This window comes from Sandaracinobacteroides hominis (assembly GCF_016464365.1).
GTDB classification, from domain to species: Bacteria; Pseudomonadota; Alphaproteobacteria; order Sphingomonadales; family Sphingomonadaceae; genus Sandaracinobacteroides; species Sandaracinobacteroides hominis.
Genome location: NZ_JADCUC010000003.1, coordinates 422,272 through 445,824, shown reverse-complemented (window position 1 = coordinate 445,824; position 23,553 = coordinate 422,272). Strand labels below are relative to the sequence as shown.

General features: G+C 66.8%; 17 protein-coding genes. 7 read left to right on the top strand and 10 right to left on the bottom strand.

Features of this window, described 5'->3' with window-relative positions; all coding sequences use genetic code 11:
- Positions 1-5: 5 nt before the first annotated feature.
- Entirely contained in the window at positions 6-674 is a 669-nt protein-coding gene (locus IM784_RS09460; RefSeq protein WP_199555049.1) for a TetR/AcrR family transcriptional regulator, read from the top strand.
- Here IM784_RS09460 and IM784_RS09455 read toward each other — a convergent pair.
- Positions 671-1,690 carry a LysR substrate-binding domain-containing protein gene (locus tag IM784_RS09455; RefSeq protein WP_199555048.1) on the bottom strand — a complete coding sequence of 340 codons (1,020 nt, stop codon included), beginning with the start codon at positions 1,688-1,690 and terminating at the stop codon, positions 671-673. The two genes, IM784_RS09460 and IM784_RS09455, sit on opposite strands and share 4 nt — an antisense overlap.
- A 379-nt stretch (positions 1,691-2,069) precedes the next feature.
- Entirely contained in the window at positions 2,070-2,735 is a 666-nt protein-coding gene (locus IM784_RS09450) for a TetR/AcrR family transcriptional regulator (protein ID WP_199555047.1), read from the bottom strand.
- A gap of 135 nt (positions 2,736-2,870) precedes the next feature.
- Here IM784_RS09450 and ampH point away from each other — a divergent pair, with 135 nt between their 5' ends.
- Positions 2,871-3,992 carry a D-alanyl-D-alanine-carboxypeptidase/endopeptidase AmpH gene (gene ampH / locus IM784_RS09445; RefSeq protein ID WP_199555046.1) on the top strand — a complete coding sequence of 374 codons (1,122 nt, stop codon included), beginning with the start codon at positions 2,871-2,873 and terminating at the stop codon, positions 3,990-3,992.
- Positions 3,993-4,008: 16 nt separating this feature from the next.
- Complete coding sequence (locus tag IM784_RS09440) at positions 4,009-10,110, top strand: autotransporter outer membrane beta-barrel domain-containing protein (RefSeq protein ID WP_199555045.1); 6,102 nt, start codon at positions 4,009-4,011, stop codon at positions 10,108-10,110.
- A 26-nt stretch (positions 10,111-10,136) separates the two neighbouring features.
- Here IM784_RS09440 and IM784_RS09435 read toward each other — a convergent pair whose 3' ends face one another.
- From IM784_RS09435 to IM784_RS09425, 3 genes are read right to left on the bottom strand one after another with little or no spacing between them, the layout of a single operon-like run.
- The gene (locus IM784_RS09435) at positions 10,137-13,358 is read right to left on the bottom strand and encodes an error-prone DNA polymerase (RefSeq protein WP_199555044.1); all 3,222 of its coding nucleotides are present in this window, start codon (positions 13,356-13,358) and stop codon (positions 10,137-10,139) included.
- Entirely contained in the window at positions 13,355-14,875 is a 1,521-nt protein-coding gene (locus tag IM784_RS09430; protein ID WP_199555043.1) for a DUF6504 family protein, read from the bottom strand. Before IM784_RS09430 ends, IM784_RS09435 begins: the two co-directional genes overlap by 4 nt.
- A complete protein-coding gene (locus tag IM784_RS09425; protein WP_408015289.1) occupies positions 14,787-15,518 on the bottom strand; it encodes an ImuA family protein in 732 nt (243 codons plus the stop codon). Before IM784_RS09425 ends, IM784_RS09430 begins: the two co-directional genes overlap by 89 nt.
- Before the next feature lie 323 nt (positions 15,519-15,841).
- Between IM784_RS09425 and IM784_RS09420 the strand changes: the two genes are divergently transcribed.
- From IM784_RS09420 to IM784_RS09405, 4 genes are all read left to right on the top strand, one after another.
- Complete coding sequence (locus IM784_RS09420) at positions 15,842-16,498, top strand: PepSY-associated TM helix domain-containing protein (protein ID WP_199555041.1); 657 nt, start codon at positions 15,842-15,844, stop codon at positions 16,496-16,498.
- 8 nt (positions 16,499-16,506) lie between these two features.
- Complete coding sequence (locus tag IM784_RS09415) at positions 16,507-17,019, top strand: DUF2271 domain-containing protein (protein WP_199555040.1); 513 nt, start codon at positions 16,507-16,509, stop codon at positions 17,017-17,019.
- Between the two features lie 14 nt (positions 17,020-17,033).
- Positions 17,034-17,846, top strand: coding sequence for a DUF4198 domain-containing protein (locus tag IM784_RS09410; RefSeq protein ID WP_199555039.1), 813 nt, complete (start codon positions 17,034-17,036; stop codon positions 17,844-17,846).
- Positions 17,847-17,943: 97 nt separating this feature from the next.
- Positions 17,944-18,906: an FAD:protein FMN transferase gene (locus IM784_RS09405; RefSeq protein ID WP_328799496.1), complete on the top strand. Its 963-nt coding sequence runs from the start codon at positions 17,944-17,946 to the stop codon at positions 18,904-18,906.
- Here IM784_RS09405 and IM784_RS09400 read toward each other — a convergent pair.
- The 5 genes from IM784_RS09400 to IM784_RS09380 all read right to left on the bottom strand — a co-directional run bounded on the left by IM784_RS09400 (position 18,903) and on the right by IM784_RS09380 (position 23,511).
- A complete protein-coding gene (locus IM784_RS09400; RefSeq protein ID WP_199555038.1) occupies positions 18,903-19,586 on the bottom strand; it encodes a Fe2+-dependent dioxygenase in 684 nt (227 codons plus the stop codon). The two genes, IM784_RS09405 and IM784_RS09400, sit on opposite strands and share 4 nt — an antisense overlap.
- Positions 19,587-19,599: 13 nt before the next feature.
- Positions 19,600-20,274 (bottom strand): energy transducer TonB, encoded by a 675-nt coding sequence (locus IM784_RS09395; RefSeq protein WP_199555037.1) that lies wholly within the window; start codon positions 20,272-20,274, stop codon positions 19,600-19,602.
- A 210-nt stretch (positions 20,275-20,484) separates the two neighbouring features.
- On the bottom strand, positions 20,485-22,800 hold the full coding sequence (locus IM784_RS09390) for a TonB-dependent receptor (RefSeq protein ID WP_199555036.1): 2,316 nt from the start codon (positions 22,798-22,800) through the stop codon (positions 20,485-20,487).
- Between the two features lie 122 nt (positions 22,801-22,922).
- Positions 22,923-23,300 (bottom strand): FAD-dependent oxidoreductase, encoded by a 378-nt coding sequence (locus tag IM784_RS09385; protein ID WP_235976775.1) that lies wholly within the window; start codon positions 23,298-23,300, stop codon positions 22,923-22,925.
- Positions 23,275-23,511: a hypothetical protein gene (locus IM784_RS09380; RefSeq protein WP_199555035.1), complete on the bottom strand. Its 237-nt coding sequence runs from the start codon at positions 23,509-23,511 to the stop codon at positions 23,275-23,277. Before IM784_RS09380 ends, IM784_RS09385 begins: the two co-directional genes overlap by 26 nt.
- Positions 23,512-23,553: the final 42 nt, after the last annotated feature.

Sequence of the window (23,553 nt, the reverse complement as noted above, 5' to 3'; positions counted from 1 at the left end):
GTAGAATGCGTATGACAGGCGAACAGGCAAAGGCCGGGGCAACGGCATCGCCGGAAGCCAGGCGCGGTCGGGAACGGGATGGGCGCAAGCGCATCCTGGCGGCTGCGGCGGAGCTGTTCGCCGAGCATGGCTTCGATTCCGTTTCCACGGCGGAGATCGCCAGGGCGGCAGGCAGCTCGCAATCGGTCGTGCTCTATCATTTCGAGACCAAGGACGAGCTGTGGCGTCAGGCGATGCGCGACCTGATTGGCCGCATCGACACCCGCCACACCCTGAACATGGATGAGTATAGCGACCTGCCGCTGGAAGCGCGCTTCAAGGTGCTGCTGCGCCGCTATGTGATTTCCTCGGCCAAGGTGCCGCAGCTGGGGCGGGTGATGTTCCGCGAGGGGCTATCCGGCGGCGAGCGGCTGAAGTGGCTGTTGCGCGAGCTGGGCAGCCCGCAATACAGCCCGCTGCGCCAGCTCATCAGCCAGCTGCAGGAACAGGGCAGGCTGAAGGAATGGGATCCCGTGGCGCTGACACTTTCGATCCACGGGGCAGGGGCGATGATCTACAACTCCCATCATATGATGCAGCAGATGGCGCATCGCGACCCCTTCAGCGACGAAGCCGTGCGGCAGCATGCCGACATGCTGGTCGCGGCCTTCGGCAGCCTGCTCGACAGGGATTAGCAGGCCAGCAGGCGGATGCGCGGCTCGGCTTGCGCCAGTTCGCTGTGCCGGATCAGATGCTGCACGAAAAGTCGCGCCGGCGATGTCATCCGGCCGTTGTTGCGCACGCACAGCTTCAGCGAGCGCCGCGCCCAGGGATCGCTCAGCTTGCGCACTTCCAGCGCTTCCTCGCGGGCAAAGGGATAAGCGGTGTTGGCGGGCAGGATCGACACCCCCAGCCCGGCACGCACGCACGACCGGACACCGCCGAAGCTCATCATATAGGCGCAGCTGTGCAGCGTGCGGTCGATGGCCGCCGCCTGCGTGCGAAACAGGTTAGTCAGGGCGCCATCGCGGCGGACGCTGATGAACGGATGGTCCAGCAAATCGGCAAAGCAGAGCTCCGGCTTCTGCGCCAGCGGCAGGTCCTGCGGCAGCACCGCCACCAGCTCGTCCTCCTGCCAGGGGATCAGCTCCAGCCCGCGCGCGTCGACATTGCCGGAAACCACGCCGATCTCGCAGGCGCCGGAGCTGACGGCGCTGACGATGTCGATGCTGGTGCATTCGTCCAGTTCCACCTCGATGCGCGGATGCGCGCGGCGGAATTCGGCGATCCGCATCGGCAGCGAAGCCGAGATCGAGGACGACATGTTGGACTGGATACGCACCAGCCCGGCGGCGCCGTCGCGTCGCTCCAGCAGCTCGTCGGCCACCGCTTCCAGCTGGTCGAGGATGGTGCGGATGCGTTGCAGCATCTGCGCCCCGTCGGGCGAGGGAAGGACGCCGCGATCGTGGCGGTCGAACATCTGCACGCCATAGCGCGCCTCGAAATCGGAAATACGGCGGCTGACCGCCGATGTCGCGATGTTATGCCGTTCGGAGACGCGGGCAAGGTTCCCCTCCTCCGCCGCGCAAACCAGCAGGCGAAGCGTCAGGATATCGAAACCGTTGAGCGACCGACCCAGCCGGCGGCCGCCTTCTCCGAGCCGGAGCGTGGGCTTTTCTACGGCCCGGATGCAACTTGCCTGCAGGTTCATCCCTTCCCCTCCCTCGTCGAACAGCGCCCGCATCGCGGCTTCGTGGAGACAGTCAGATTGTAGATAGTTAGTATTTTATCTATTAAACGATCAGGTAAACTGATTTCACGTTCTGCACAAGTGTTCGCATAAGTGTTCGTACAGGGGTTCGTCAGCGGATGGTTTCGCGGCGGGACAGATGGCGAACGTCGTTCGCCGGCCTGCGGGCGGGGGCACTGTGCGGCATGGCCGTTCGATCTCGCGCGATCGCAGATTCGTTCAGGCAGCACTGTCTGCAAATGAGCGCAAGGGCCTGGCGCCCGCCCCGGATCGGGGCGTTTCACCCAATTGGGTAGATCAGCGAAGTCCCTATCGTTGGGGGCGCAAGGATGCGGGCGGTCTAGGAGGCGGTAGCGAAGACCTTGCTCAGCCCGTCTATCAACTGCTCGTCGGAATAGAGAAGCGGATCGCCGAGCGATTCAACGAGCCCCTTCATGGTGAGTACCCCCAGGGCCGATACAAAGGCCAGGAAGCCCAGCAGGCGAGGTTCGACAACCCCGGGGCGATCGCTTTCGGAGAGCTTGGCGGTCGCTTCGCTCAGGATGAGGTTGTTGAGCGGGCGGATGCGCTCAAACTGTTCCTGAGAGACCTGGAGACCCGAGGGGCCGGAAATCTGGCTGACAAGGAAGGCGAGGCGGAAATCATCCATCTGCGGTGCGAAGCGCTCAACCGTGTTGCGGATGACTGCGGACAGGGCTTCCTGGCCGGTCTCGACAGCGTCGACGGCGCAACTGACGCGCTCGCCATGGCTTTGCCAGACGGCGAAGACCAGCTCGAAAACCAGCGCCTCCTTTGAGGCAAAATAATAATAGAGCCCGGTTTTCGACATGCCGGCCTCCCGCGAGACGGCATCGAGCGTGACCGCGCCGATGCCGTCGCGGAGCATCACCACACGGGCAGCCGCCAGAATATCCTCGCGGGATTGATCCCGGCGACGCTGCTGTCGGGCACGCCGTGCCAGCGTTGGATCAGGGAGCGGTTTCGAGCTGTTTTCTTTCTGCGACATTCGGTTGGACGATACCGACTATTAAAAAAAAGTCTATAGGTTGACAAATTTGAACATTGGTCGAAAAAGAGCACTCTATTTCCATTTGATGGATTCGATCCGACTCCGGGGGGCAGGCAATTGGACGAGGGGCAGATGGGTTTTCGCAGGTTTGCGCTGGGTGCGGCACTTCTGGCTGGTGCGCTTTCGGTTGGAACGGCGGCAGCGGCGGCCGCCGATCCTGTCGTTGGGGCAGCCGAGTTCGCCGGGGAGGTGCTGTTCCTGGAATCCGGCGCGCCGGGCATGGTCATGGTGGTCGTCCGCAACGGCCAGTCGACCGTCTATGGCTTTGGCGAAACCGCCAAGGGCAGCGGCAGGAAGCCGGACGGAAAATCGCTACTCCGGCTCAATTCCATCACCAAGGTTTTCGTCAGCGAAGTTGCTGCCTCGCTCGCCGCCGACGGCAAGCTGCGCCTCACCGACCCGCTGCAGATGTATGGCGGCGGCGCGAAAGTCCCCGCCTCCGGCCAGCGCCAGATCACGCTGCTCGATCTTGCCACCCATTCCGCCGCCATGCCGCGCGAAATGCCCGGCGCCCCCGATGGGGTGAACCCGCGCGCCTGGCCGGCGCGTGCCGACCGTTGGAAATGGCTCCCCGCGCAGGCGCTCCCATGGGCGCCCGGCAGCATCGCTTCCTATTCGAATGTCGGCTTCGATCTTTTGACCGACGCCACTGAAACTGCCGGCGGCATGCCCTATTCCGAGCTGCTGAAGGCGCGGATCACCCAGCCGCTCGGCATGCCGGACACGACGCTGAACCCGACCGCCGAGCAATGCGCCAGGCTGATGACCGGCTCCGGGCTCGGCGGCACTTTCCCTTGTGGTGACACCCGCGCAACCGGCGGCAGCGGCGGCCTCTACAGCACCGGCGACGACATGGCGCGCTGGATGATCCACAGCCTTGCCGACCCGGACGGAAGGCTTGGCATCGCCCACGCCGTCTATCGCGCGCGGCAGGGGCTCGATGCCGCCATCGGCTTCGATGAAGGCGCCTCCATGGCCGGGCTGGGCATGGGTTGGGTCTCGGTCGCTGCCGACGGCATCAAGCCGATGCTGCTTACCAAGAGCGGCGCCGGCCTCGGCTTCATGAGCTACGTGGCGATGGCTCCGGGGCGCGATGTCGCCGTGCTGGTCGTCGTCAACCGCGCCGATTTCGCCATGTTTGGCGACATCACCAGGACTGTGAACGGGCTGATCGCAAGTCTCGCGACCAGATAGGCATCGGGGGGAGCCCATGAACGAGATCGTTGAAACGCAGAGGCTTTCGGCCATGGATCGCCGCGCTCTGAAACCCTGTCTGCTGGCGCTGGGCGGCTTTGCCCTCGCAATGCTGGTCCCGACAACTGCACGCGCGGCGTGCAGCGAAGACCCCGCCGCCAGGCCGGGCGTTACCGCCAACTATGCCAACCAGAGCTTTGCTCCCGGTACGCCCTACGCCATCGCCAACAACGGCGCGCCCGGCTGCCGCGGGGCCGACGGCGGTCTCGACGACGATGGTTCGCCGGGTCTGCCCGGGCAAGGCGCGGGCGGCATCCACAGCGCAGGTACGAACGTCACCATCGCCGGCGCCTCCGATGGCAGCAACGCCTTGACCCTGCTCGCGAGAGGCGGGCGCGGCGGCGATGGCGGCGACGGGGGCATGCCGTTGTTCAACTATGTGACGGGCGGCGCCGGCGGCGCGGGCGGCGCATCCGCCGGCATCGATCTGGCTTTCACTGGCAGCATGGGTGTCGATTCCGGCGGCAACTACGCTACTTCTGGGATCGTCGCCGACGCCATCGGCGGCCGCGGCGGCGAAGGCGGCAGCACCTATCCCGGTTCCACCTTCGAGAAGGTAGGCGGCATCGGTGGCCTGGGCGGCCTGGGCGGCAGCATCGTCGTTACCGGCGCCGGCAATCTGACGGTCGGCTCGTTCGGCATCACCGCGCAGGCAGACGGCGGCGGTGGCGGCGGTGGTGGCTTCGTCACCACCGACCTTGAGATCAATGGTCTGACCGGCGGCCAGGGCGGCGACGGCGGCGACGGCGGCAGCGTCTCGATCCGCTGGGACAGCGGCCTCGTCTGGGCGGGCGGCAACGGCTGGTTCGCCACTGCATCCGGGGGCGCCGGAGGCAACGGCGGCGGCACCGGCTACTACACCAACACCAACCAGGGCGGCGATGCCGGCCACGGCGGCGACGCAGGCGCCGCCACGGCGCTGCTGGGTGGCGGCGGCATCCGGGTTTCAGGCGTCGAGCAGTCGCTTGACGGCGGCATGGTCGTGCTTGCGGTCGGCGGATCCGGCGGCACGGGCGGTACGCCCGGCGGCGGCATCAGCCAGCAGGGCGGCAAGGGCGGCAACGGGGGGGACGGCGGCACCGCCAGCGCAACCGTGTTGGGCAACATCGACATGACGAGCCGAGGCCTTGCGCCCTCTGCCTCCGTTTATGTGAACGCCAATGGCGGGGCAGGGGGCGTTGGCGGCAATGCCGATGCGCTGGAGGGCAGCGCCGGGGCCGGCGGCAAGGCCGGCGCTGGCGGCTCTGCGTCGCTTACCGTCGGAAATGCGGATCTTCTCGGCGAGTTGAAGGCCACGGGCGAGCTGGCCAGCGCGGCACTGGTGCAGAGCATCGGCGGGGGTGGCGGCAACGGTGGCCAGGCGGAATTCAACGCCCAAGGAGGGCGCGGCTCTGCGGGCGGCAATGCCGGCGCGGTCACGGCCGACATCGTCAACGGCCACCTGATCGCAAACGACGCCTATGGCAGCGCACTGGTCGCCCAGAGCATCGGCGGCAGCGGCGGGGTTGGCGGCAACGCAACGGGCGGCGGCGGCATCCTTGCCATCCGTATTGGCGGCGACGGAGCAACGGGGGGCGATGGCGGCACCGTGGATTTGAACCTGCTGCGCTCCAGCATCCTTGGATCACTCAATGCGCTGGGCAATGGCGGCGTGCTGGCGCAGAGCATCGGTGGCGCTGGCGGCGCCGGCGGCAGCGCCACCGTTGTCGGCGATGCGCTGTTTGCGATGGCAGTCGGCGGCAAAGGCGGCAGCGGCGGACTTGGCGGCAAGGTGAACGTCACCAGCGCCGCCCTCATCGGCAGCTATGGCGATCATGCGGCGGGCATCCAGGCGCAATCCATCGGCGGCGGCGGTGGTAAAGGTGGCGCGGCGACGATCTTCGGTCTCGGCCCCGTGCCGTCGGTTTCGGTGGCGGTTGGTGGCAATGGCGGGGTCGGCGGTGTCGGCGGCGATGTCAGCATCGTCAATTCCGGCGGGGTCAGCACCTTTGGCGCCGATGCCATCGGGCTGAAGGCGCAGTCCATCGGCGGCGGCGGCGGGAGCGGCGGCGCCGCAGTCGCCCGCACCCTCTCGCTCACGGTGGAGCCGATACCGGCCGTGTCGATCTCGGTTGCAATCGGCGGCAGCGGTGGGGCCGGCAACAGCGCCGGCCGCGCCTCCATCTCCAACTCCGGCCTCAGCGCCAACATCATGACCGCCAACCACGGTTCGCACGCGCTGCTGGCGCAATCCATCGGCGGCGGCGGCGGCGTTGGCGGAGACAGCACGGCTGCCTCCTATTCAGCGGGCGATCAGGGCGATCTCACCATTTCCGTATCCGTCGCCGTCGGCGGAAACGGCGGTGACGGTGGCCATGCGGGCGAGGCCGACGTCCTGAACAGTGGCCTGCTGGTGACGATGGGCGCCGATGCCTATGGCCTGGCAGTGCAGAGCATCGGCGGCGGTGGCGGCTTCGGCGGCGCGGGCGACGCGACGGCGACGGCAGGGACGGCCAAGGGCAGCTTCGGCGCCGATGTGGCCGTGGGCGGCAAGGGCCACGCCGGCGGCCATGGCTATCTGGCGCGCGGCGACAACGAGGGCGGCATCACCACCGGCGGCGACGGCTCCGACGGGATGTTCGTGCAGAGCGTGGGCGGCGGCGGCGGCGCGGGCGGCGGCGGCGTCGGTACCGCCAGCGGCGACAATCTTTCCATCAGCGTCGGTGTCGGCGGCAGCGGCGGCGCCGGCGGCGACGGGGGCGAGGCAACGGCCGTGAATGGCGGCGCCATCGTGACGCGCGGCACCGATGCGGCGGGGCTGTTTGCGCAGAGCATAGGCGGCGGCGGCGGAAAAGCCGGGAAAGCGGGTGCGACGTCCGGCGGCAACACCGAAGTCGATCTGGTCAAATCGCTGGTCGAGGCACTGGCGGGGGGGCTCAACCTCGATGTCTCCTCCAGCGAGGAATATGACATCATTTTCGAGATCGCCGGCATTTCGGAGGACATGCTTTCGTCGATCGAGGAAATGGAAAAGATCCTGAAGCAGCTGAAAGCCGGCCCGCCCTACAAGATCGGCCAGGTCGATAACCTCAGTGTCGGGGTAGCTGTGGGCGGCAACGGCGGCGCAGCCGGAGAGGGCGGACATACCATCGCCATCAACAACGGCGAAATCTCCACCTGGGGCGCCCAGTCCGATGGGATGTTCGTGCAGAGCGTGGGTGGCGGCGGCGGCAAGGGCGGTGCAGCCTCCTCTACCGGAAGCTCCAGCGACGATGCCAGCAACCAGAGCGCCATCGCCGTTGGGGGCAGCGGCGGCGCAGCCGGCGACGGCGGCGATGTCGATGCGAAGAACGCCGCAGGCGCGCAGATCCGCACATTTGGCGTGCTCGGCTTCGGGATCGCGGCGCAGTCGGTCGGCGGCGGCGGCGGCTCGGGCGGGATGGCCGGCGACGTCTCCGGATCGCTGTTCAGCCTGTCGGTCGGCGTCGGAGGCAGTGGCGGCACACAAGGGCATGGCGGCGGCGTGCTGGTGGAGAATGACGGGCGGATTTCCACCGGTGGCAAGCATGGTATCGGCATCCTGGCGCAATCGATCGGCGGCGGCGGCGGGCTTGTCCGCACGATGACGACGGACCAGACATTCGATCCGAATGACCTGGTCGAGAACCCGCAGGGCCGCGTGGCCGACATCCACGGCGTTTCCATCAACATAGGCGGCAGAAACAGCCCTGCCGGCGATGGCGGCGCGGTGCAGGTGAATGTCTCGGCGCGCATCGACACCTCGGGCCGCACAGCCCACGCCATCGTCGCGCAATCGATCGGCGGCGGCGGCGGCGCCGCCTTTGGTGGCCAACTGGTGGAGCTGCCGTCCGGCGCCGAAGGTGGTACGGGCATCGGCGGCGCGGTCGGCGTCCGCTTGACGAGAGGTGCCGTCGTCTCGACCATCGGTAACGGCTCCTATGCGATCCTCGCCCAGTCGATCGGGGGCGGCGGCGGCATCGCAGGCGATCTCGCCAGCGTAGAGGACGGCGAGATCGGCATCCTGAACGGCAATATCGTCCGCGGCACCGGCGACGGGGGCAAGGTCAGCGTCGATCTCTCCGGGGCGCGTGTCGGCACGTCCGGCGCATTCTCGCCCGCCATTTTCGCGCAGTCCATCGGCGGCGGCGGCGGCCTGCTTGGCCTCAACGACAAGCTGCTCTTCGGCAGTGCCGGCGGGGATGGCGCGGCCGGCGAAAGCATCACGATCCACATCGTCGACAGCTTCATCGCCACCACCGGCCCCCGCTCGCCCGCTGTCATGGCGCAGAATGACGGCGTGCTCAGCGGCACGACCATCCTCACCATCGACGCAACGAGCAGCGTGAAGGGCGGCCTGAACGACAGCGACACGGCCCCAACGATGACGGGCGCCATCCACATCCTGGGCGGCCGCAGCAACAGCATCACCAACGCCGGCCTGATCAGCGGCGTCGACGGCGACCATGAGACAATCGCCATCCATGTGATCGGCGGTTACACCGAAATCAACAACAGCGGCACCATCGTCGGCAGCGTCATCACCAGCCATCCGTTGAACAATTTCTACAACCAGCAGGGCGGCGTCGTGGAAGCGCACGAGCGGATCGAGCTGGGCGCAGAAGGGAACTTCCATAATTCCGGAACACTGGAGGTCGGCGGCGCGCTTCGCACCGGGACCACGGCCATGATCGGGAATCTCACCCAGGACGACAGCGGCCGGCTGCTGTTCGACGTCGATTTCACCGGCACCTCGGACCAGCTGACCGTTGACGGGCACGCCGATATCGGCGGCACGGTGGTGGTGCGGCCGAGCCGCATCAGCAACCGCACCGTCACCCTGCTGACGGCACAGCAGGGCGTGGTCCTGCATCCGTCCGGCGTTGCCACCGCCGGGGACTTTGCGCTCTATGACCTGCCTGTGAAGGTCAGCGGCAACTCGCTGCAGATCACTCCGGAGGCCCGGTTCGTGCAGCAGGCGGAATCGCTGGGCGCCGGCCATCGGTCGGTGGCGGGCAGCCTGCAGGCCTTGTTTGAAAGCGGCGCCAGTGCCGACGAAGCCTTCAACCGGCTTGCCGGCGTCTCCAGTGCTGCGTCCTACCAGTCGGCGCTGGAGCAGATTTCCGGCAAGGCGCTTGGATCGTTCGGATCGTTCCGCTTCAACAGCAGCCGCACCTTCGCCGCCAGCCTTTTCGGCGGATGTGGACAGACAGAGCCCGAGGAGAAGTCTGTCGATCGCTGCGCCTGGGCACGCGCGCTGGCGAATACGGCGACGCAGGACGCAGAGGCCGACGTGCTGGGCTATTCGGCAGACGCGACGGCGCTGCAGATGGGCGGACAGCTGCCGCTGTCGGATACGCTCGCGCTGATCGGCTCGCTCGCCTATGAAAGCTCGAAGTTTCGCGACGACGATGCGAGGATCACGGGCGACGCCGTGGTGGGCGGCCTTGGCCTCCTTTACACGCAGGAGCGGCTGGAACTCTCTGCCGGGATCGACCTTGCCTATGGCTGGTACAAGTCCCGGCGCACCATCACGCTGGGTGGCTTCGACGACGACGCAACCGCCCGACCGGAGCAGTCGCAGATGGGCGCCCATGTGCGGGCCGCCTACAACCTCATCGACTCAGGAGACGCTTTCGTCCGCCCGTTTGTGGAAGGCCATGCCATCCATGTCTCCAACAAGGCCTTCGCAGAGCACAGCGCGTCGCCGTTCCGGCTGGCGGTGGATGGCCAGTCGGACACGGCATGGATTGGCGTGGCCGGGCTGGAGCTGGGCACAAGAGTGGCGCTTTCAGACAGGCTGGCACTTCGCCCGTTCGCCAGCGGCGCCATCGAGCTCGATCAGGATCGCAGCTGGACGACGACGGCAAGGCTTGCCGGGCAGCCGCAGAGCGACAGTTTTCAGCAGACCACGGCCGGCCCCGGAACGCTTGGCCGCTTTTCCATCGGCGCCGATCTGCTGGGCTCGAATAACATCGCCTTTTCGGTTCAGTATGCGCCGGAATTCGGCAAGGGATACAGTTCCCATTCGGGAACGGCAAAGCTCACGATCCTGTTCTGACCAGCGCCAGGCTTCGCAAGGCTTGGCTAATGAAAGTCGCGCGAGTTTGGCAGCACGCGCACATTTCGCGGGTGGCGGGCGCGTTCCGGCGGGCGCGGCTCGGCCTGCGATTCCTCCAGCAGCCCCAGCATCGGCGTCAGATCCTCCACCCGATCGGTCATCAGGTGGACCACGCCCTCCACGCTGCGCTGCAGGATGCCTTCGGCCAGCATCAGCCGGGCCGACATCACCGGGCGGCGCATGCGTTCGAACAGGCGCGCCCAGATTAGGAGGTTGGTGACGCCCGTCTCGTCCTCCAGCGTCACGAAGATGGCGTTGCCCTTGCCGGGGCGCTGGCGGATCAGCACCACGCCCGCCACCTGCACGCGGCGGCCGGGCTTCGCGGCGGCAGCCTCCGCACTGGAAGATATGCCCCGCGCCCGCAGCTCGCCACGCAGGAACTGCATCGGATGCTGCCGCAGCGACAGGCGGATGGTCTGGTAATCCGTCACCACTTCCTCGCTTTCGGGCATGGCGGGCAGCGCCATGTCGGCTTCCTCGCCCAGTTCACGGGCGCAGGCGGCGGCGAACAGCGGCAGCTCCCCGGCAGGCGTCCGGCGCGTCTGCCACAGGGCTTCGCGGCGCGGCATGGCGAGCGACTGGAAGGCGTCCGCATCCGCCAATAGCTGCAGCGCCCGCGCCGGCAGACGGGCGCGGCGGGCCAGCTCCTCAACCCCTGAAAAACCGCCTCCTGCGCGGGCCGCCTGCAGCTTCAGGGCCCATTCCTCGCGAAAGCCATCGATCTGGCAGAGGCCCAGCCGCAGCGCCGGGGCGCCTTTGGCATCGCGCTCCAGGCTGTTGTCCCAGTCGCTCGCATTCACGTCCATGTGGCGCACCTCCACCCCATGCTCGCGCGCATCGCGGACGATCTGCGCCGGGGCGTAAAAGCCCATCGGCTGGCTGTTCAGCAGGGCGCAGGCAAAGACCGCCGGCTGGTGGCATTTGATCCAGGCAGAGACATAGACGAGCTTCGCAAAGGCAAGCGCATGGCTTTCGGGAAAGCCATAGCTGCCGAAGCCCTTGATCTGGTCATAGCAACGCTGCGCGAACGCCCGCTCATAGCCGCGAGCCGCCATGCCTTCGATCATCTTCGCTTCGAACTCGTGAATGGTGCCGACGTTGCGGAAAGTGGCCATGGCCTTGCGCAGCTGGTTCGCCTCGCCGGGGGTGAAGCCGGCGGCGACGATGGCGAGCTTCATCGCCTGTTCCTGAAACAGCGGGACGCCGAAGGTCTTGCCCAGAAGACCCTTCAACTCGTCCGGATCGTGCGGCGGGCCGGGGGACGGATACGCCACCTTCTCCAGCCCGCTCCGTCGTCTGAGATAGGGGTGCACCATATCCCCCTCGATCGGGCCGGGGCGGACGATCGCCACCTGGATCGTCAGATCATAGATCGTGCGCGGCTTCAGCCGTGGCAGCATGTTGATCTGCGCCCGGCTTTCCACCTGAAACAAGCCGATGCTGTCGCCCGTGCAGAGCATGTCATAGACGGCCGTGTCCTCGGTGGTGCCGTCCAGCTCCAGGTCGTGATCGCCAAGGCCGTGTTGGCGCATCAGCTCGAAGGATTTGCGGATGCAGGTCAGCATCCCCAGCGCCAGCACATCCACTTTCATCAGGTTCAGCGCATCGATATCGTCCTTGTCCCACTCGATGAAGGTGCGGTCTTCCATTGCCGCATTGTGGATCGGCACCGTCTCGTCCAGCCGGTCCTCGGTCAGCACGAAGCCGCCGACATGCTGCGAGAGGTGCCGCGGAAAGTGCAGCAGCCGGTTCACCAGCATCGCCAGCCGGGCGATTTCGGGGTTGGCCGGGTCGACGCCCGCCTCCCGATAGCGCTCTTCCTCCATCTCGCTGGAGAAGCTGCCCCAGACGGTCGAGGAAAGCCGGCTCGTCACATCCTCGGACAGCCCCAGCACCTTGCCCACGTCGCGCACGGCGCTGCGCGGGCGATAATGGATGACGGTGGCCGCAATCCCCGCCCGCTCGCGGCCATAGCGGCGATAGACATATTGCATCACCTCTTCGCGCCGCTCGTGTTCGAAATCGACATCGATGTCGGGCGGCTCGGCGCGATCGTCGGAGACGAAGCGGGAAAACAGCAGATCGTGTTTTTCCGGATCGACCGACGTCACGCCCAGCAGGAAGCAGACGATGGAATTGGCCGCAGACCCGCGCCCCTGGCAGAGGATCGGCGGCTCCTGTGCACGGGCGAACAGCACGAGATCGTGCACGGTCAGGAAATAGCAGGCGTAGTTTCGCCGCTCGATCAGGTCGAATTCCTCGTCGAGCCGTTTCACCACGCCGGGTGGCAGTTCGGCGCCATAGCGATCGTGTGCCGCCTGCAGCACGAGGTGCTTCAGCCAGCCCAGCGGCTCCCAGCCGTCGGGCACCGGCTCGTGCGGATATTCATAGCTCAGCTGATCCAGCGAGAAGCGGATGCGGGCGAGGAGGTTGAGGCTCTCCGCCACCGCCTCGGGGCAGCTTTCGAACAGCCGCGCCATTTCGGCGGGCGATTTCAGATGCCGCTCCGCATTCGCTTCCAGCCGCCGCCCGGCCGTGTGGATCGTCACCTTCTCGCGGATGCAGCTGAGCACGTCGTGCAGCGGGCGGTCTTGGGGCACGGCATAGAGCGCGTCGTTGGTGGCGATGAGCGGGATGAACAGGTCGCGCCCCAATCGCCGCAACCGCTCCAGTTGGCGCTGGTCGTCTCCCTTGCGGGGCATGGTGGCGGCGAGCCACAGATGACGGGGGAACGCTTCCCGAAGCAGCCGCAGTGCCTCCGCATCCGCTTGCCGGGCAAAGGCGATCAGCAGCAACCCTTCGCCATGCGCCAGCAGATCGTCGAGATGCAGTTCGCACGCGCCTTTTTTCGTGCGGCGGTTGCCCAGCGACAGCAGACGGGTCAGCCGCCCCCAGGCCATCCGATCCGTGGGATAGGCGACGATTTCCGGCGTGCCGTCGGCAAACACCAGCCGCGCCCCCACCACCAGCCGGAAGGGGGGCAAGTTGAGCCCGGCCGCCACAGCCTTGTCGGTTGCCTGCCGCAGCGCCACATGTGCCCGCACAACGCCCGCCACCGTGTTCCGATCGGCGATGCCGATGCCGGCCATCCCCAACGCCAGCGCCTCGGCGACCATCTCGTGCGGGTGGCTGGCGCCGCGCAGGAAACTGTAGTTGCTGGCAGCCGCCAGCTCGGCAAATCCGCTCATGCGAACAGGCCGTGCAGGTACCAGCTCGGATGCGCTGCCTCGCGCCCGGTCAGCCCCCGGCGGAACAGCCAGAAGCGGCGCCCGGCCTCGTCCTCCACCCGGTAGTAATCTCGTGTCGGCCGCCCCTCGCTTGCCTTCTGCCACCAGGGCGCGGCGATCCGCTCGGGCCCTTCAGCGCGGACGACAATATGGTTCACACCGCGCCAGATGAAGCGGCGCGGCGGCGCATCAGGCACCTCGGCCATCACGATGATCGGCTGCGGCGGATCGAACAGGCAGATCGGGCGCAGCGGCGGCTCGCCAGTGGGCGGAGGCGGCCATTCCGCCCGCGCCTCGCCCAGCGCCGGCACCGACCGCACCGCGCGTTCCGGCACATGGCTTTCCACCGGCAGCAGGCGGCGGATGCGCTCGCGCCCGTGCCGCACGCTCAGCCGGTCGACCAGCGCGGACAGCGCCTCCCCCTGCCGGCCCCGCGCCTCCAGATCGGCCTGCAATAGTCCCAGCGGCTCCGTGGCCGGCACGGCAAAGCGGATGAGGTCAAAGCCGAAGCCCGGGTCCAGCGGATCGGCCAGAGCCTCCACCCGTTCCCGCAGCAGCCGCGCCAGCAATGCCGGATCGCGCGTCGGCCGGCCGGTTTCGATGGTCAGGTCGCGCAGCTCTCCGTCGCTGCGATACAGCCGGATGGCAAAGCTGCGCCCGCCCTGATGGCGCTGCTCCAGCACGCGTGACGCCTTTGCCGCCAGCCCGTCCACGGCGCCCAGTACGCTGTCGACATGGGCGATCGGCTCGGCAAAGCGCCGGGCGAAGTGCAGCGCCGGCAAAGGCCTTCGCGGCGAAAGCCGGCTGTCGGCGCGCCCCAGAAGCCTGTCCAGCGCATGGGTCGCCTGCTTTCCGAAACGCGCCGACAAGGGCATCGTCGGCCTGTCCGCCAGATCGCCCACATGCTTCAGCCCGGCCCGGCGCAGCGCCGTCTCCGCCTCGACGGGGAGCCTCAGCGCCGCCACCGGTAACCGGCGGATCGCCTGCATCTCGCAGGAGGCCTGCACCGGAAAACGCGCCAGCGCATGGGCGGCCGACGGCGTGGAGGCAAAGGCGTGGCGCACGGCCAGATTCCGGCCCAGCAACGCCACTGCATCGGCGGCAAGGGCCGCTTCGCTGCCAAACAGATGCGTGCAGCCGGCTATGTCGATCAGCAACCCATCGGGCGGATCGGGCTGGACGATGGGCGACCAGCGCAGGGCAAGGTCAGAGAGATGCAGCAACAGCCGCGCGTCGGCCGCCGGATCTGCCTCCTCCACGCAAAGGTCCGGCACGCGGGCCAGCGCGTCGGCCAGGGTCATCCCCGCCGCCAGGCCCAGTTTCAGCGCCTGCGGGCAGGCCGCCGTCAGCCGCCGGGCATTGCGCTCGGTCGCCACCAGCACAAGTGGCTCATCCGGCTTTCCGGAATGGCACGACATCCGCCACCGCTCGGTCGGCAGGAACGGAAACCACAGCGCCAGGAAGCGCCGCGTGGTCATGGGTGTGTTGGAGGTCGCGGAAGGAGGCGGAGTCACGATCCCACTCCAGCCGCCAGCTCCCCCGCCCGCCACCGCGATGCTTCAGCAGCTCCAGCTCGAAGGCCGGGCGCCCCGGCGCATTGCCCTCCAGCGCCCGCGAGGCAATGGAGCGTACCGACCAGCGCGTGGCAGCCGCGCTGGCACTGGGCTCGGCCTCCATGCGCAGCAGCAACGCCGTAACGCCGGAGGCTTCCGCCGCCAGCTGGAAGCGGCGCGTGGCGGTGAGGCCAAGGTTGCGGGGATTGCGCCACAGCTCGATCACCGCCACGCCCACGTCGGGGCAGCGCAGGACATCGGCCCCCGCGCGCAGCACGGCATCGGCATCGGGGAGAACGCCCAGCAGCAGATTTTCCGGATCGAGACCGATGCCCGAAAGCCCCGGCCCGAACAGCTGCAACTGCCGCTCCGCCTTCGCCTCCCGCAGCCAGACGCAGGTTCCGCCCAGCCGCCGGCACAGCATGGCGGCAAAACCCGCCGCGCCCGCCGGATCGTCGGCGCTTGCCGGGAACAGCTCGTGCAGCTGCCCCCGCTCCAGCGCGCCCGATGCCGCATCGATACCGGCATGTCCGAACCCGGCGCCGGCTGACCGCTCGCGCAAGGGCACGGCACCGGCAAGCCGGAGCAAATGGCGAATCCGTTCGCGCGGATCATCGGTTTCAGCATGCATATGTTCACTATATGTTCTTATCTGGATTCGACTCGGCCCCTGTCAACCGTCTTGCATGGAAGGGGAGCCGCTCCGCGCGCCGCTCCCCTGACTTGCGCCGGCTTCAGGATGTGGATTTGCTTCATCGTCGCATCGAATGCCGCGCCTTGTCTGGTTGATCGGCCGCACAGATGGGGTGAAGAGATGTCGCAGATGGCAAATGCCCTTTTCATTGTTGCGAATGAGTTGCATTCGTTGGCTGGTGGCGATAGCAGGCGGCGATGCACGGCACCGCTGCCCCTCCCGCAAAGCAGACGCAAAAGGCGAAGCGCGCCTTCTGGCTGAAGCAGCTGCACAGCTGGCACTGGATCAGCTCGGCTGTCAGCCTTGTCGGGCTGCTGCTGTTCACCGTCACCGGCTTCACGCTGAATCATGCCGGCCAGATCGAGGGGAAGCCAGTCACCATCGAGCGCGAGGCGCAATTGCCACCGTCGCTGTTGAAGCTGGTGCAGCCCGGCCCGGCGGAAACCGATGAGAAGCAGGAACGGCCGCTGCCGACCGAGCTGTCGAAGTGGATCGCCGGCGAGCTCTCGATGGAGCCTCGCGCGACGGCGGAATGGTCGGCCGATGAAATTTATCTGGCGCTGCCGCGGCCCGGTGGGGACGGCTGGGTCTCCATCGATCGCGCCACCGGCGAAGTGCTCGCGGAAAGCAGCTCACGCGGGGCGATTTCCTATCTGAACGACCTGCACAAGGGCCGTAACACCGGCACCGCCTGGAGCTGGTTCATCGACATCTTCGCCTTTGCCTCGCTGGTGTTTGCCATCACCGGGCTGGTGCTGCTGTGGCTGCATTCGCATCGCCGGCCGTCCACCTGGCCGCTGGTCGGGCTGGGGCTGCTGATCCCCGTCATCCTCGCCATCTTCTTCATTCACTAGGGATTTCCATGCGCAAAGACCTCCTTGCCGCTCCTGTCCTGCTGCTTTCCGCTGCCCCGGCACTGGCGGCGGGCATCGATGTCTCGCTCACCATCCCGACGCTGAAGGTGGCGGAATATCACCGCCCCTATGTGGCGATCTGGATCGAGCCCGCCGGCGGCGAGGCGAAGACGCTGGCGGTCTGGTACGACACCAAGCTGAAGGACAAGGAAGGCGAGAAGTGGCTGCGCGATATCCGCACCTGGTGGCGGAAATCCGGCCGCACGCTGAGCTTTCCCGTCGATGGCGTTTCGGGTGCCACCAAGGCTCCCGGCACTCAGAAGGTCAGCTTTACGGAAGGGCAGGGCGCGCTCGGCCGCCTGGCGCCCGGCAAATATGAGCTGGTGGTCGAGGCCGCCCGCGAAGTCGGCGGGCGCGAGCTTGTCCGCCTGCCGTTCCAGTGGCCGCCCAAGGGCGGAGAGGTGGTGAAGGCCGCCGGCACTGCCGAGCTGGGCGCCGTCACCGCCACGCTGAAAAAGTAACAGGGAGAATATCGATGTTCCGCAAAATCGCCATCGCCGCGCTCCTCGCCGGCCTTGCCGCCGCGCCGTCGCTGGCGCACCGCCAGTGGCTGCATCCGTCGACGACCGTCGTTTCCGGTGAGAAGGCCTGGGTGACGGTGGATGCCGCCGTTTCCAACGATCTCTTCTATTTCGATCACATGCCGATGCGGCTGGACAATGTGAAGGTGTGGCGGCCCGACGGCACCGAAGGCAAGCTGCAGAACGGCTCCACCGGCCGCTATCGCAGCGTCTTCGACGTGCAGCTGGACGCGCAGGGCACCTGGAAGATCGGCACTTCCAATCAGGGCATCATGGGCAGCTACAAGCAGGGCGGCGAGCAGAAGCGCCTGCCGCGCGGGGCAGCAGCCGCCGATCTCGCCAAACTGATCCCCGCTGACGCGACCGACGTGCAGATCAGCGAGAACAGCAGCCGCAACGAGATTTTCGTGACCGCCGGCGCGCCGACCACCACCGTGCTGAAGCCCATGGGCAAAGGGCTGGAGGTGGAGTGGCTGACGCACCCGAATGATCTGGTGTCAGGTGAAGCGGCAAAGCTGCGCTTCCTTGCCGACGGAAAGCCCGCCGCCGGCATCGAGGTAGAAGTCGTGCCGGGCGGCGTGCGTTATCGCGACAAGCCGAACGACCGCACGCTGAACACCGACGCCAACGGGGTGCTGACCGTCGATTTCCCGACGCCGGGCATGTATTGGATGGAAGCCCAGCTGCAGGACAAGAACACGACGGTTCCAGGCGCGACGCAGCGCAGGCTGGTCTACATCACGACGCTGGAAGTGCTCGCCCCCTGATTTCGTTGGCCTTCGGCGCCGGGTTCCGCCGGGCTCCGCGCACTTGCGCGGGCGGCCGGTCGGCCTTGCGGGTTGACGCCCGGTTGAGGCGGTTCCCGTGACGTCTTGGGAGCCGCGCGTCGCCATCCCGCGCGACCTTTCGCCAGACCTGTTCGCAGGCGTGGCGAAGGGCGCGCAGGTGCGGCGGATGGGCGGCGCGACGATGGGCACGGAATGGTCGTTGTCGCTGGTTGGTGGCGGTGCGGAAGTCCGCCCTCTGGTCGAAGCCGTGCTGGCCGAGGTCATCGCCGAATCCAGCCTTTGGGAGTCGGATTCCGAAATCTCCCGCTTCAACCGGGCCAAGGCAGGCGAGCGGATTGCATTGTCGCCCGGCTTCGATGCCGTCATCGGCTGCGCGCTGCAACTTGCCGCGGAAAGCGGCGGTGCCTTTGACCCGTGCATCGGCAGGCTGTCTGCGCATTGGGGCTTCGGCCCGGATGGCGCTCAGGCCAGCCCGCCGCCTGCTGCCGCTGCGTCGCTTGAGCTGGTCGACGGCGCCCTCACCCAACCGGGTGGCGTCTGGCTCGATCTCAACGGCATCGCCAAGGGACAGGCGGTCGACCGCGCCGCTGAAGCGCTGCTGGCATCCGGCATCCGGCAATTTCTGATCGGCATCGGCGGTGAATATCGCGGAGAAGGCGTCCGGCCGGACGGCCAGCCCTGGTGGGTGGAGATCGAGCAGCCGCCGGGCGCTGCCCTGCGCCCGCTTCGCACCGCGCTGTCCGGTTTCAGCATTGCAACGTCTGGCGACTATCGTCGCGCCTTTCACCGGGACGGCCGCCGACTTTCGCACAGCATCGATCCGCACACGGGCGAGCCCATCCCGGAAGGCATCGCCTCGGTCGCCGTGCTGGGCAAATCCTGCATGCTCGCCGATGGCGAAGCCACCGCCATCACCGTGCTCGGCGCGGAGGAGGGGCTGCGCTGGGCGACCGGCCGGAACCTCGCTGCGCAGATTCTTATCCGCGAAGGGCAACGCTTCCGCGAAATCCTGACCCCGGCGCTGCTCGAAATGCTTTAGGCGTCGGCCCAGCGGCGCAGCAGATTGTGGTAGATGCCGGTCAGTGAGACGACCTCCGGGTCGCCGAGCCCGAGCCGGCCGGCCAGCTTCTGGATCGAGACGTCCAGTTCGTAGAGCGATCGCCGCGCGCGATCGTCGCGCACCATCGACTGTATCCACATGAAGCTCGCCAGTCGCTCGCCGCGCGTGACCGGCGTCACCCGGTGCAGGCTGGAGGCGGGATAGAGGATCATGTGCCCGGCCGGCAGCTTTACCTGCTTCTCGCCGAACTCGCCCTCGATAGTCAGTTCGCCGCCGTCATATTCATCCGGGTCGGAGAGGAAGAGCGTTGCCGACAGATCGGTGCGGATACGGAACTCCGTCCCAGCCTGCATACGGATCGCATTGTCCACATGTGTCCCGAACGTCTCGCCCACCCGGTAGCGGTTGAACAGCGGCGGAAACACCTTGGCGGGCAGCGCCGCCGCTATGAACGTCGGCGTCCGTCCCAGCGCTGCCAGCACCCGCTGCGACAGCTCGCGCGCGGCCGGGCCATCCTCGGGCAGCTGCAGGTTGACCTTCGCCAGCGCAGATTGCGGGCCAGAGGTGATGTTGCCATCCACCCATTCGGCCGTCGCCATCGCCGCACGGAAATGGCGAACCTCGTCGGCGGACAGCACGTCTGGTATGGCGATCAGCATGAGCGGGGAAGCATCAGTGGTGGGGGGCAAGAACGAAGGGGATCTCGACCAGGCCGCGTACGGCAACCGGCGTGCCGTTGCGCACGGTCGGCGACCAGCGCCATTTGCGCACGGCGTTCAGCGCCGCCTGGTCCAGCCGATTCGAACCGCTGCTTGTGCGCACCAGGATCCGCTCCACTCGGCCATCCAGCCCCAGCAGCAGCTCCAGCACGACGGTGCCCTGTTCCTTCAGCCGGCGTGATTCCAGCGGGTAGCGCGGGGGAGCCGCCTCGATCATAGACGAGGAAAGATCCGCGGCGACGGCAGGTGCGGGCGCGGCAGGCGGCGCCGGCGGGCTTTCGGCCTTCACGACCGGCGCCACCGGGGCGGGCGGCGGGGGAGTTTCCATCACCACGGCGGTGATGGAGGGCGGCCGGTTCTCGATCTCGACCACCGGCGGCGGAATGACGACCGGCGCAATGTCGGGGATTTCGGGCGGTGCCTGCTGCTCGGGCGGGCGGGGAGCCGCAATATCCAGAAGCACCAGCGCCTCGGGCGGCTTTTCGACGTTCACGACATGCCGATAGGTCAGCAGGGCGAGCAGGACGGCGGCGTGCATACAGGCCACGAGGATGGCAGCCCAGATTTTGGACGAAAAGCGCAGCTCGCGCGGAGTGGTTTCGGCAGGCGCAGACACGGGTTCGGGCAAGCGCCGGGCAACAGCCCGTTCACCGGCAAGCGCAAAACTGTTTATCGCCTGAGTCGCCACCTGTATCCAATCCTTCGCAGGGCCATAGCTGTCTCCGTATTGAGAGGCAATTGCAGATGGCGGCTTGGCAGCCGCGCATTCGATCACCGGAACGAAAAACCCCGGCCGCGCCAGGCGCGGCCGGGGCTGACGAAGTTCGTTTGTAGAAGGCTAGAAGTGCACGGCCAGCGTAGCCGTCGCCAACCGGCCGGGAGCCTGATTGACAAAGTGCGTGGTGTAGGTGCGGTCGAAATAGCGCTTGTCGAACAGGTTCTGCACATTCACCCGCAGATCGATATTTTCGGTGATCTGCGCCGAGCCATTGAGGTCGAACCGCCAGTAGGACGGGGCATAGCGCGAGACGCCACCGATGCCGAAGCTGCCATATTGCTTGTCGTTATAGATTGCGCCTCCGCCGATGTTGAAGCGCTCGGCAAAGGTGAAGTCCGTCTGTGCCGTGAAGCTGTTCTTCGGCGTGTTGGGGAACGGCTTGCCCAGCGTCGCGATCTGCGCCGCCGTCGGGTTGTCGCCCAGCGCCACCACTTCGCTGTCCATATAGGAATAGCCGGCATAGAGGTTCCAGAATTCCACCGGACGCCCGGTGGCGCTCAGCTCGAAGCCGCGCACCCGCCTCTGGCCGACATATTCCAGCAGGCCGTTGGCGTTCGTGGTCCGCGCATTCTTGGTCTCCGTCTGGAAGATCGCGCCCGTCAGCGACAGCGCGCCGCCGACCAGATCCCATTTCGTGCCCAGCTCATAGGATTTGGTCGTCTCCGGCTTCAGGTCGTCGAGCGTGATCACCGGCGAAACGCCGATTGCGTTTCCTTCCGAACCCTCGCCCACGAAGCTGCCCGGCGGCGTCACCGACGATCCCGTCGAGATATAGATGCTGCCGTTCTCTGTCGGCTTGAACACGAAACCGACCTGATAGCTGAAGAAGCTGTCACGATAGTCGAGGTCGGCGGTAGCCAGCCCGGTGATGGCCGAACGGGTGATCGCCCGCTGTCGATAATTGTCGTAGCGGCCGCCCAGGTTCAGCAGCAACTTGTCGGTGAAGCTGATCGTATCAAATGCATAGAGCGACCAGGTTTCTGCCCGGTTGTCGCCGGTGATCGGGCTCTGCACGATGTCTGTCGGCACATTGTTGATGAGGTTCACCCATGGATCATAAGGGTTGGGCGTGAACAGGCTGGTGCAGTTATAGAGGGCGATGCCCTCGGGCGTGCAGCGCGGCGAGGTGTTGATCGCCACATTGCCGGTCTTGCTCACATAGCTGCCGCGCTTCGAGGTTTCCGCGCTCCACTCGCCGCCCGCCGAGAAGCTGTGCGAGATCGAGCCGGTGTCGAAGGTGCCGGTGAAGCCCTGCTGCAGCACGAAGGCGTCGACGTCGGCCCAGCGGCTGTTGACGCGGCGCCAGACCAGCCCCTTCTGCACATTGCCCTGGCTGTCGTCTGGCTGGGAGATGATATAGGATTGCGCAACATTGGAATATTTTGCGTTGAACTCGGCGCGGACGTTGTCGCTGATCTCGTGCGAGAAGCGGATGTGGAATTCATCGACATTGGTGATGCGGAAGTCGCGGTCGGCGAGGCCATAAAAGACCCCACGCGGCACATCCTGCCCGTTTACGTTCAGCGCCGGGCCGATGGCCTTGTTGCCCGAAGCCACTGCCTGCGCCTGCGTGCGCTCGAACGGGATGCCGGGATCCGGCAGGTCGTCGCTTTCCAGGTGATACCAGCCCAGCGACATTTCGGTGGGCGTGCCCAGGCCATAGCTGACTGTGGGGGCAATGCCCCAGCGGCTGTACGACATGGCATCGCGGCCGGAGACATCCTGATCGTGCCACATGCCGTTCACGCGGATGGCAGCCATGTCGCCGATCTGGTAGTTCAGGTCGGCCGTCAGGCGCTTGTAACTGTCGTTGCCGAGCGTTCCTTCAACCCGGGCGTCGGTGCCTGGATGTGCGCGCTTGGAGATCAGATTGATGCTGCCGCCGGCGCTGCCACGGCCAGCGAACGAGGAATCGCTGCCCTTGGTGACTTCGACCTGCTCGATCGCGAAGATTTCCCGCGACTGGCCGCCGACGCTGCGGATGCCGTCGATGAAGGTGCTGCCCTGCGCGTCGAAGCCGCGGATGAAGGGACGGTCGCCCTGCGGGTTGCCGCCTTCGCCGGCGCCCAGGGTGATGCCTGGAACAAGCCGAAGCGCTTCCGACAGACTGGTGACACCGGTGCGGCGCATCAGGTCGCCATTGACGATGGTGACGGAGCGCGGTGTATCCAGCAGCGGCTCGGTGAAAGCACGCGAGGGAGCTGCTTCCGTGCGATAGCTTTCGGCTTCGATCTCGGTGTCGGTGACAACCACGCGGCCCAATGTTTCCGGCTGCTTCGCCTCTTGCGCCAACGCCGGCTGGGCAGATGCGATGAAGCCGATGCAACCCATCGCCAGGAAGGCAGGTATAGTTGCGCTTTTGTCAGTCACTTGCATTAGCAATCCCCTTTGAATTGGTCGGGGGCTATTGCAAGTGAATTGCAAAGTCAACGCATGCTTCGGTGCAGGGCTGCCCTGCGCAACCGAACGCCCGCGGAGCCTGCAAAATCTTTCAGCCGTCAGCCCCGCGCGAGGATTTCCAGCACCGCGCGCTCGCCGCTTTCCATCGCTGATTCCATGCCGAAATCGGTGCGGCGGGTATGCTCGCCGGCGAAGTGCATGGTCTTCCACGGCTCCGGCATGGTGCGCGCAAATCGGTTCACCTGCCCCGGCGCCAGGCTGAAGCCGCAGCCGCGTTGCAGCGGATCATAGGCCCAGTCCTTGTAGGTCTTCATCCGCACCTTGCCCACGGACGCCGGGCGCAGCCGGTGCAGTTCGGAAAGCAGGAACTCCGCGCCGCCTGCACCGCGCCTGGTGATGGCCATGGCGCTCGGCCCGGTCCGCACGATCATCGCCCGGTTGCTGGGGCCGTCATAGTTGCGGATCGCCCAGAACATGCCGATCGGACCATCGGTCTGGAAGGAAGGGGGCAGCCCGTCCTTCTCCCAGAAGGGGTTCCTTCAGATGCAGATACAGGCGCGCGGTGTTCGCATAGGGCATGTGGGCGATGGCATCTGCCGAGGAACCGCCATTGCCGCCGTCGATCTTCACCTCGCGGAAGACCGAGTTTTCTGTCCGTTGCTTTTCTCCGACCGGCGACCATTCCATTTGCTGTGGCTGGCGTGGCTCGCCACTCGGACGTTTGGCTGT

Excerpts from the sequence above, each read along its gene's own strand:
- IM784_RS09460 (WP_199555049.1), top strand. The coding sequence starts at position 6 with ATGCGTATGACAGGCGAACAGGCAAAGGCCGGGGCAACGGCATCGCCG.
- IM784_RS09455 (WP_199555048.1), bottom strand. The coding sequence starts at position 1,690 with ATGAACCTGCAGGCAAGTTGCATCCGGGCCGTAGAAAAGCCCACGCTC.
- IM784_RS09450 (WP_199555047.1), bottom strand. The coding sequence starts at position 2,735 with ATGTCGCAGAAAGAAAACAGCTCGAAACCGCTCCCTGATCCAACGCTG.
- ampH (WP_199555046.1), top strand. The coding sequence starts at position 2,871 with ATGGGTTTTCGCAGGTTTGCGCTGGGTGCGGCACTTCTGGCTGGTGCG.
- IM784_RS09440 (WP_199555045.1), top strand. The coding sequence starts at position 4,009 with ATGAACGAGATCGTTGAAACGCAGAGGCTTTCGGCCATGGATCGCCGC.
- IM784_RS09435 (WP_199555044.1), bottom strand. The coding sequence starts at position 13,358 with ATGAGCGGATTTGCCGAGCTGGCGGCTGCCAGCAACTACAGTTTCCTG.
- IM784_RS09430 (WP_199555043.1), bottom strand. The coding sequence starts at position 14,875 with ATGACCACGCGGCGCTTCCTGGCGCTGTGGTTTCCGTTCCTGCCGACC.
- IM784_RS09420 (WP_199555041.1), top strand. The coding sequence starts at position 15,842 with ATGCACGGCACCGCTGCCCCTCCCGCAAAGCAGACGCAAAAGGCGAAG.
- IM784_RS09415 (WP_199555040.1), top strand. The coding sequence starts at position 16,507 with ATGCGCAAAGACCTCCTTGCCGCTCCTGTCCTGCTGCTTTCCGCTGCC.
- IM784_RS09410 (WP_199555039.1), top strand. The coding sequence starts at position 17,034 with ATGTTCCGCAAAATCGCCATCGCCGCGCTCCTCGCCGGCCTTGCCGCC.
- IM784_RS09400 (WP_199555038.1), bottom strand. The coding sequence starts at position 19,586 with ATGCTGATCGCCATACCAGACGTGCTGTCCGCCGACGAGGTTCGCCAT.
- IM784_RS09390 (WP_199555036.1), bottom strand. The coding sequence starts at position 22,800 with ATGCAAGTGACTGACAAAAGCGCAACTATACCTGCCTTCCTGGCGATG.
- IM784_RS09385 (WP_235976775.1), bottom strand. The coding sequence starts at position 23,300 with ATGTTCTGGGCGATCCGCAACTATGACGGCCCCAGCAACCGGGCGATG.
- IM784_RS09380 (WP_199555035.1), bottom strand. The coding sequence starts at position 23,511 with ATGGAATGGTCGCCGGTCGGAGAAAAGCAACGGACAGAAAACTCGGTC.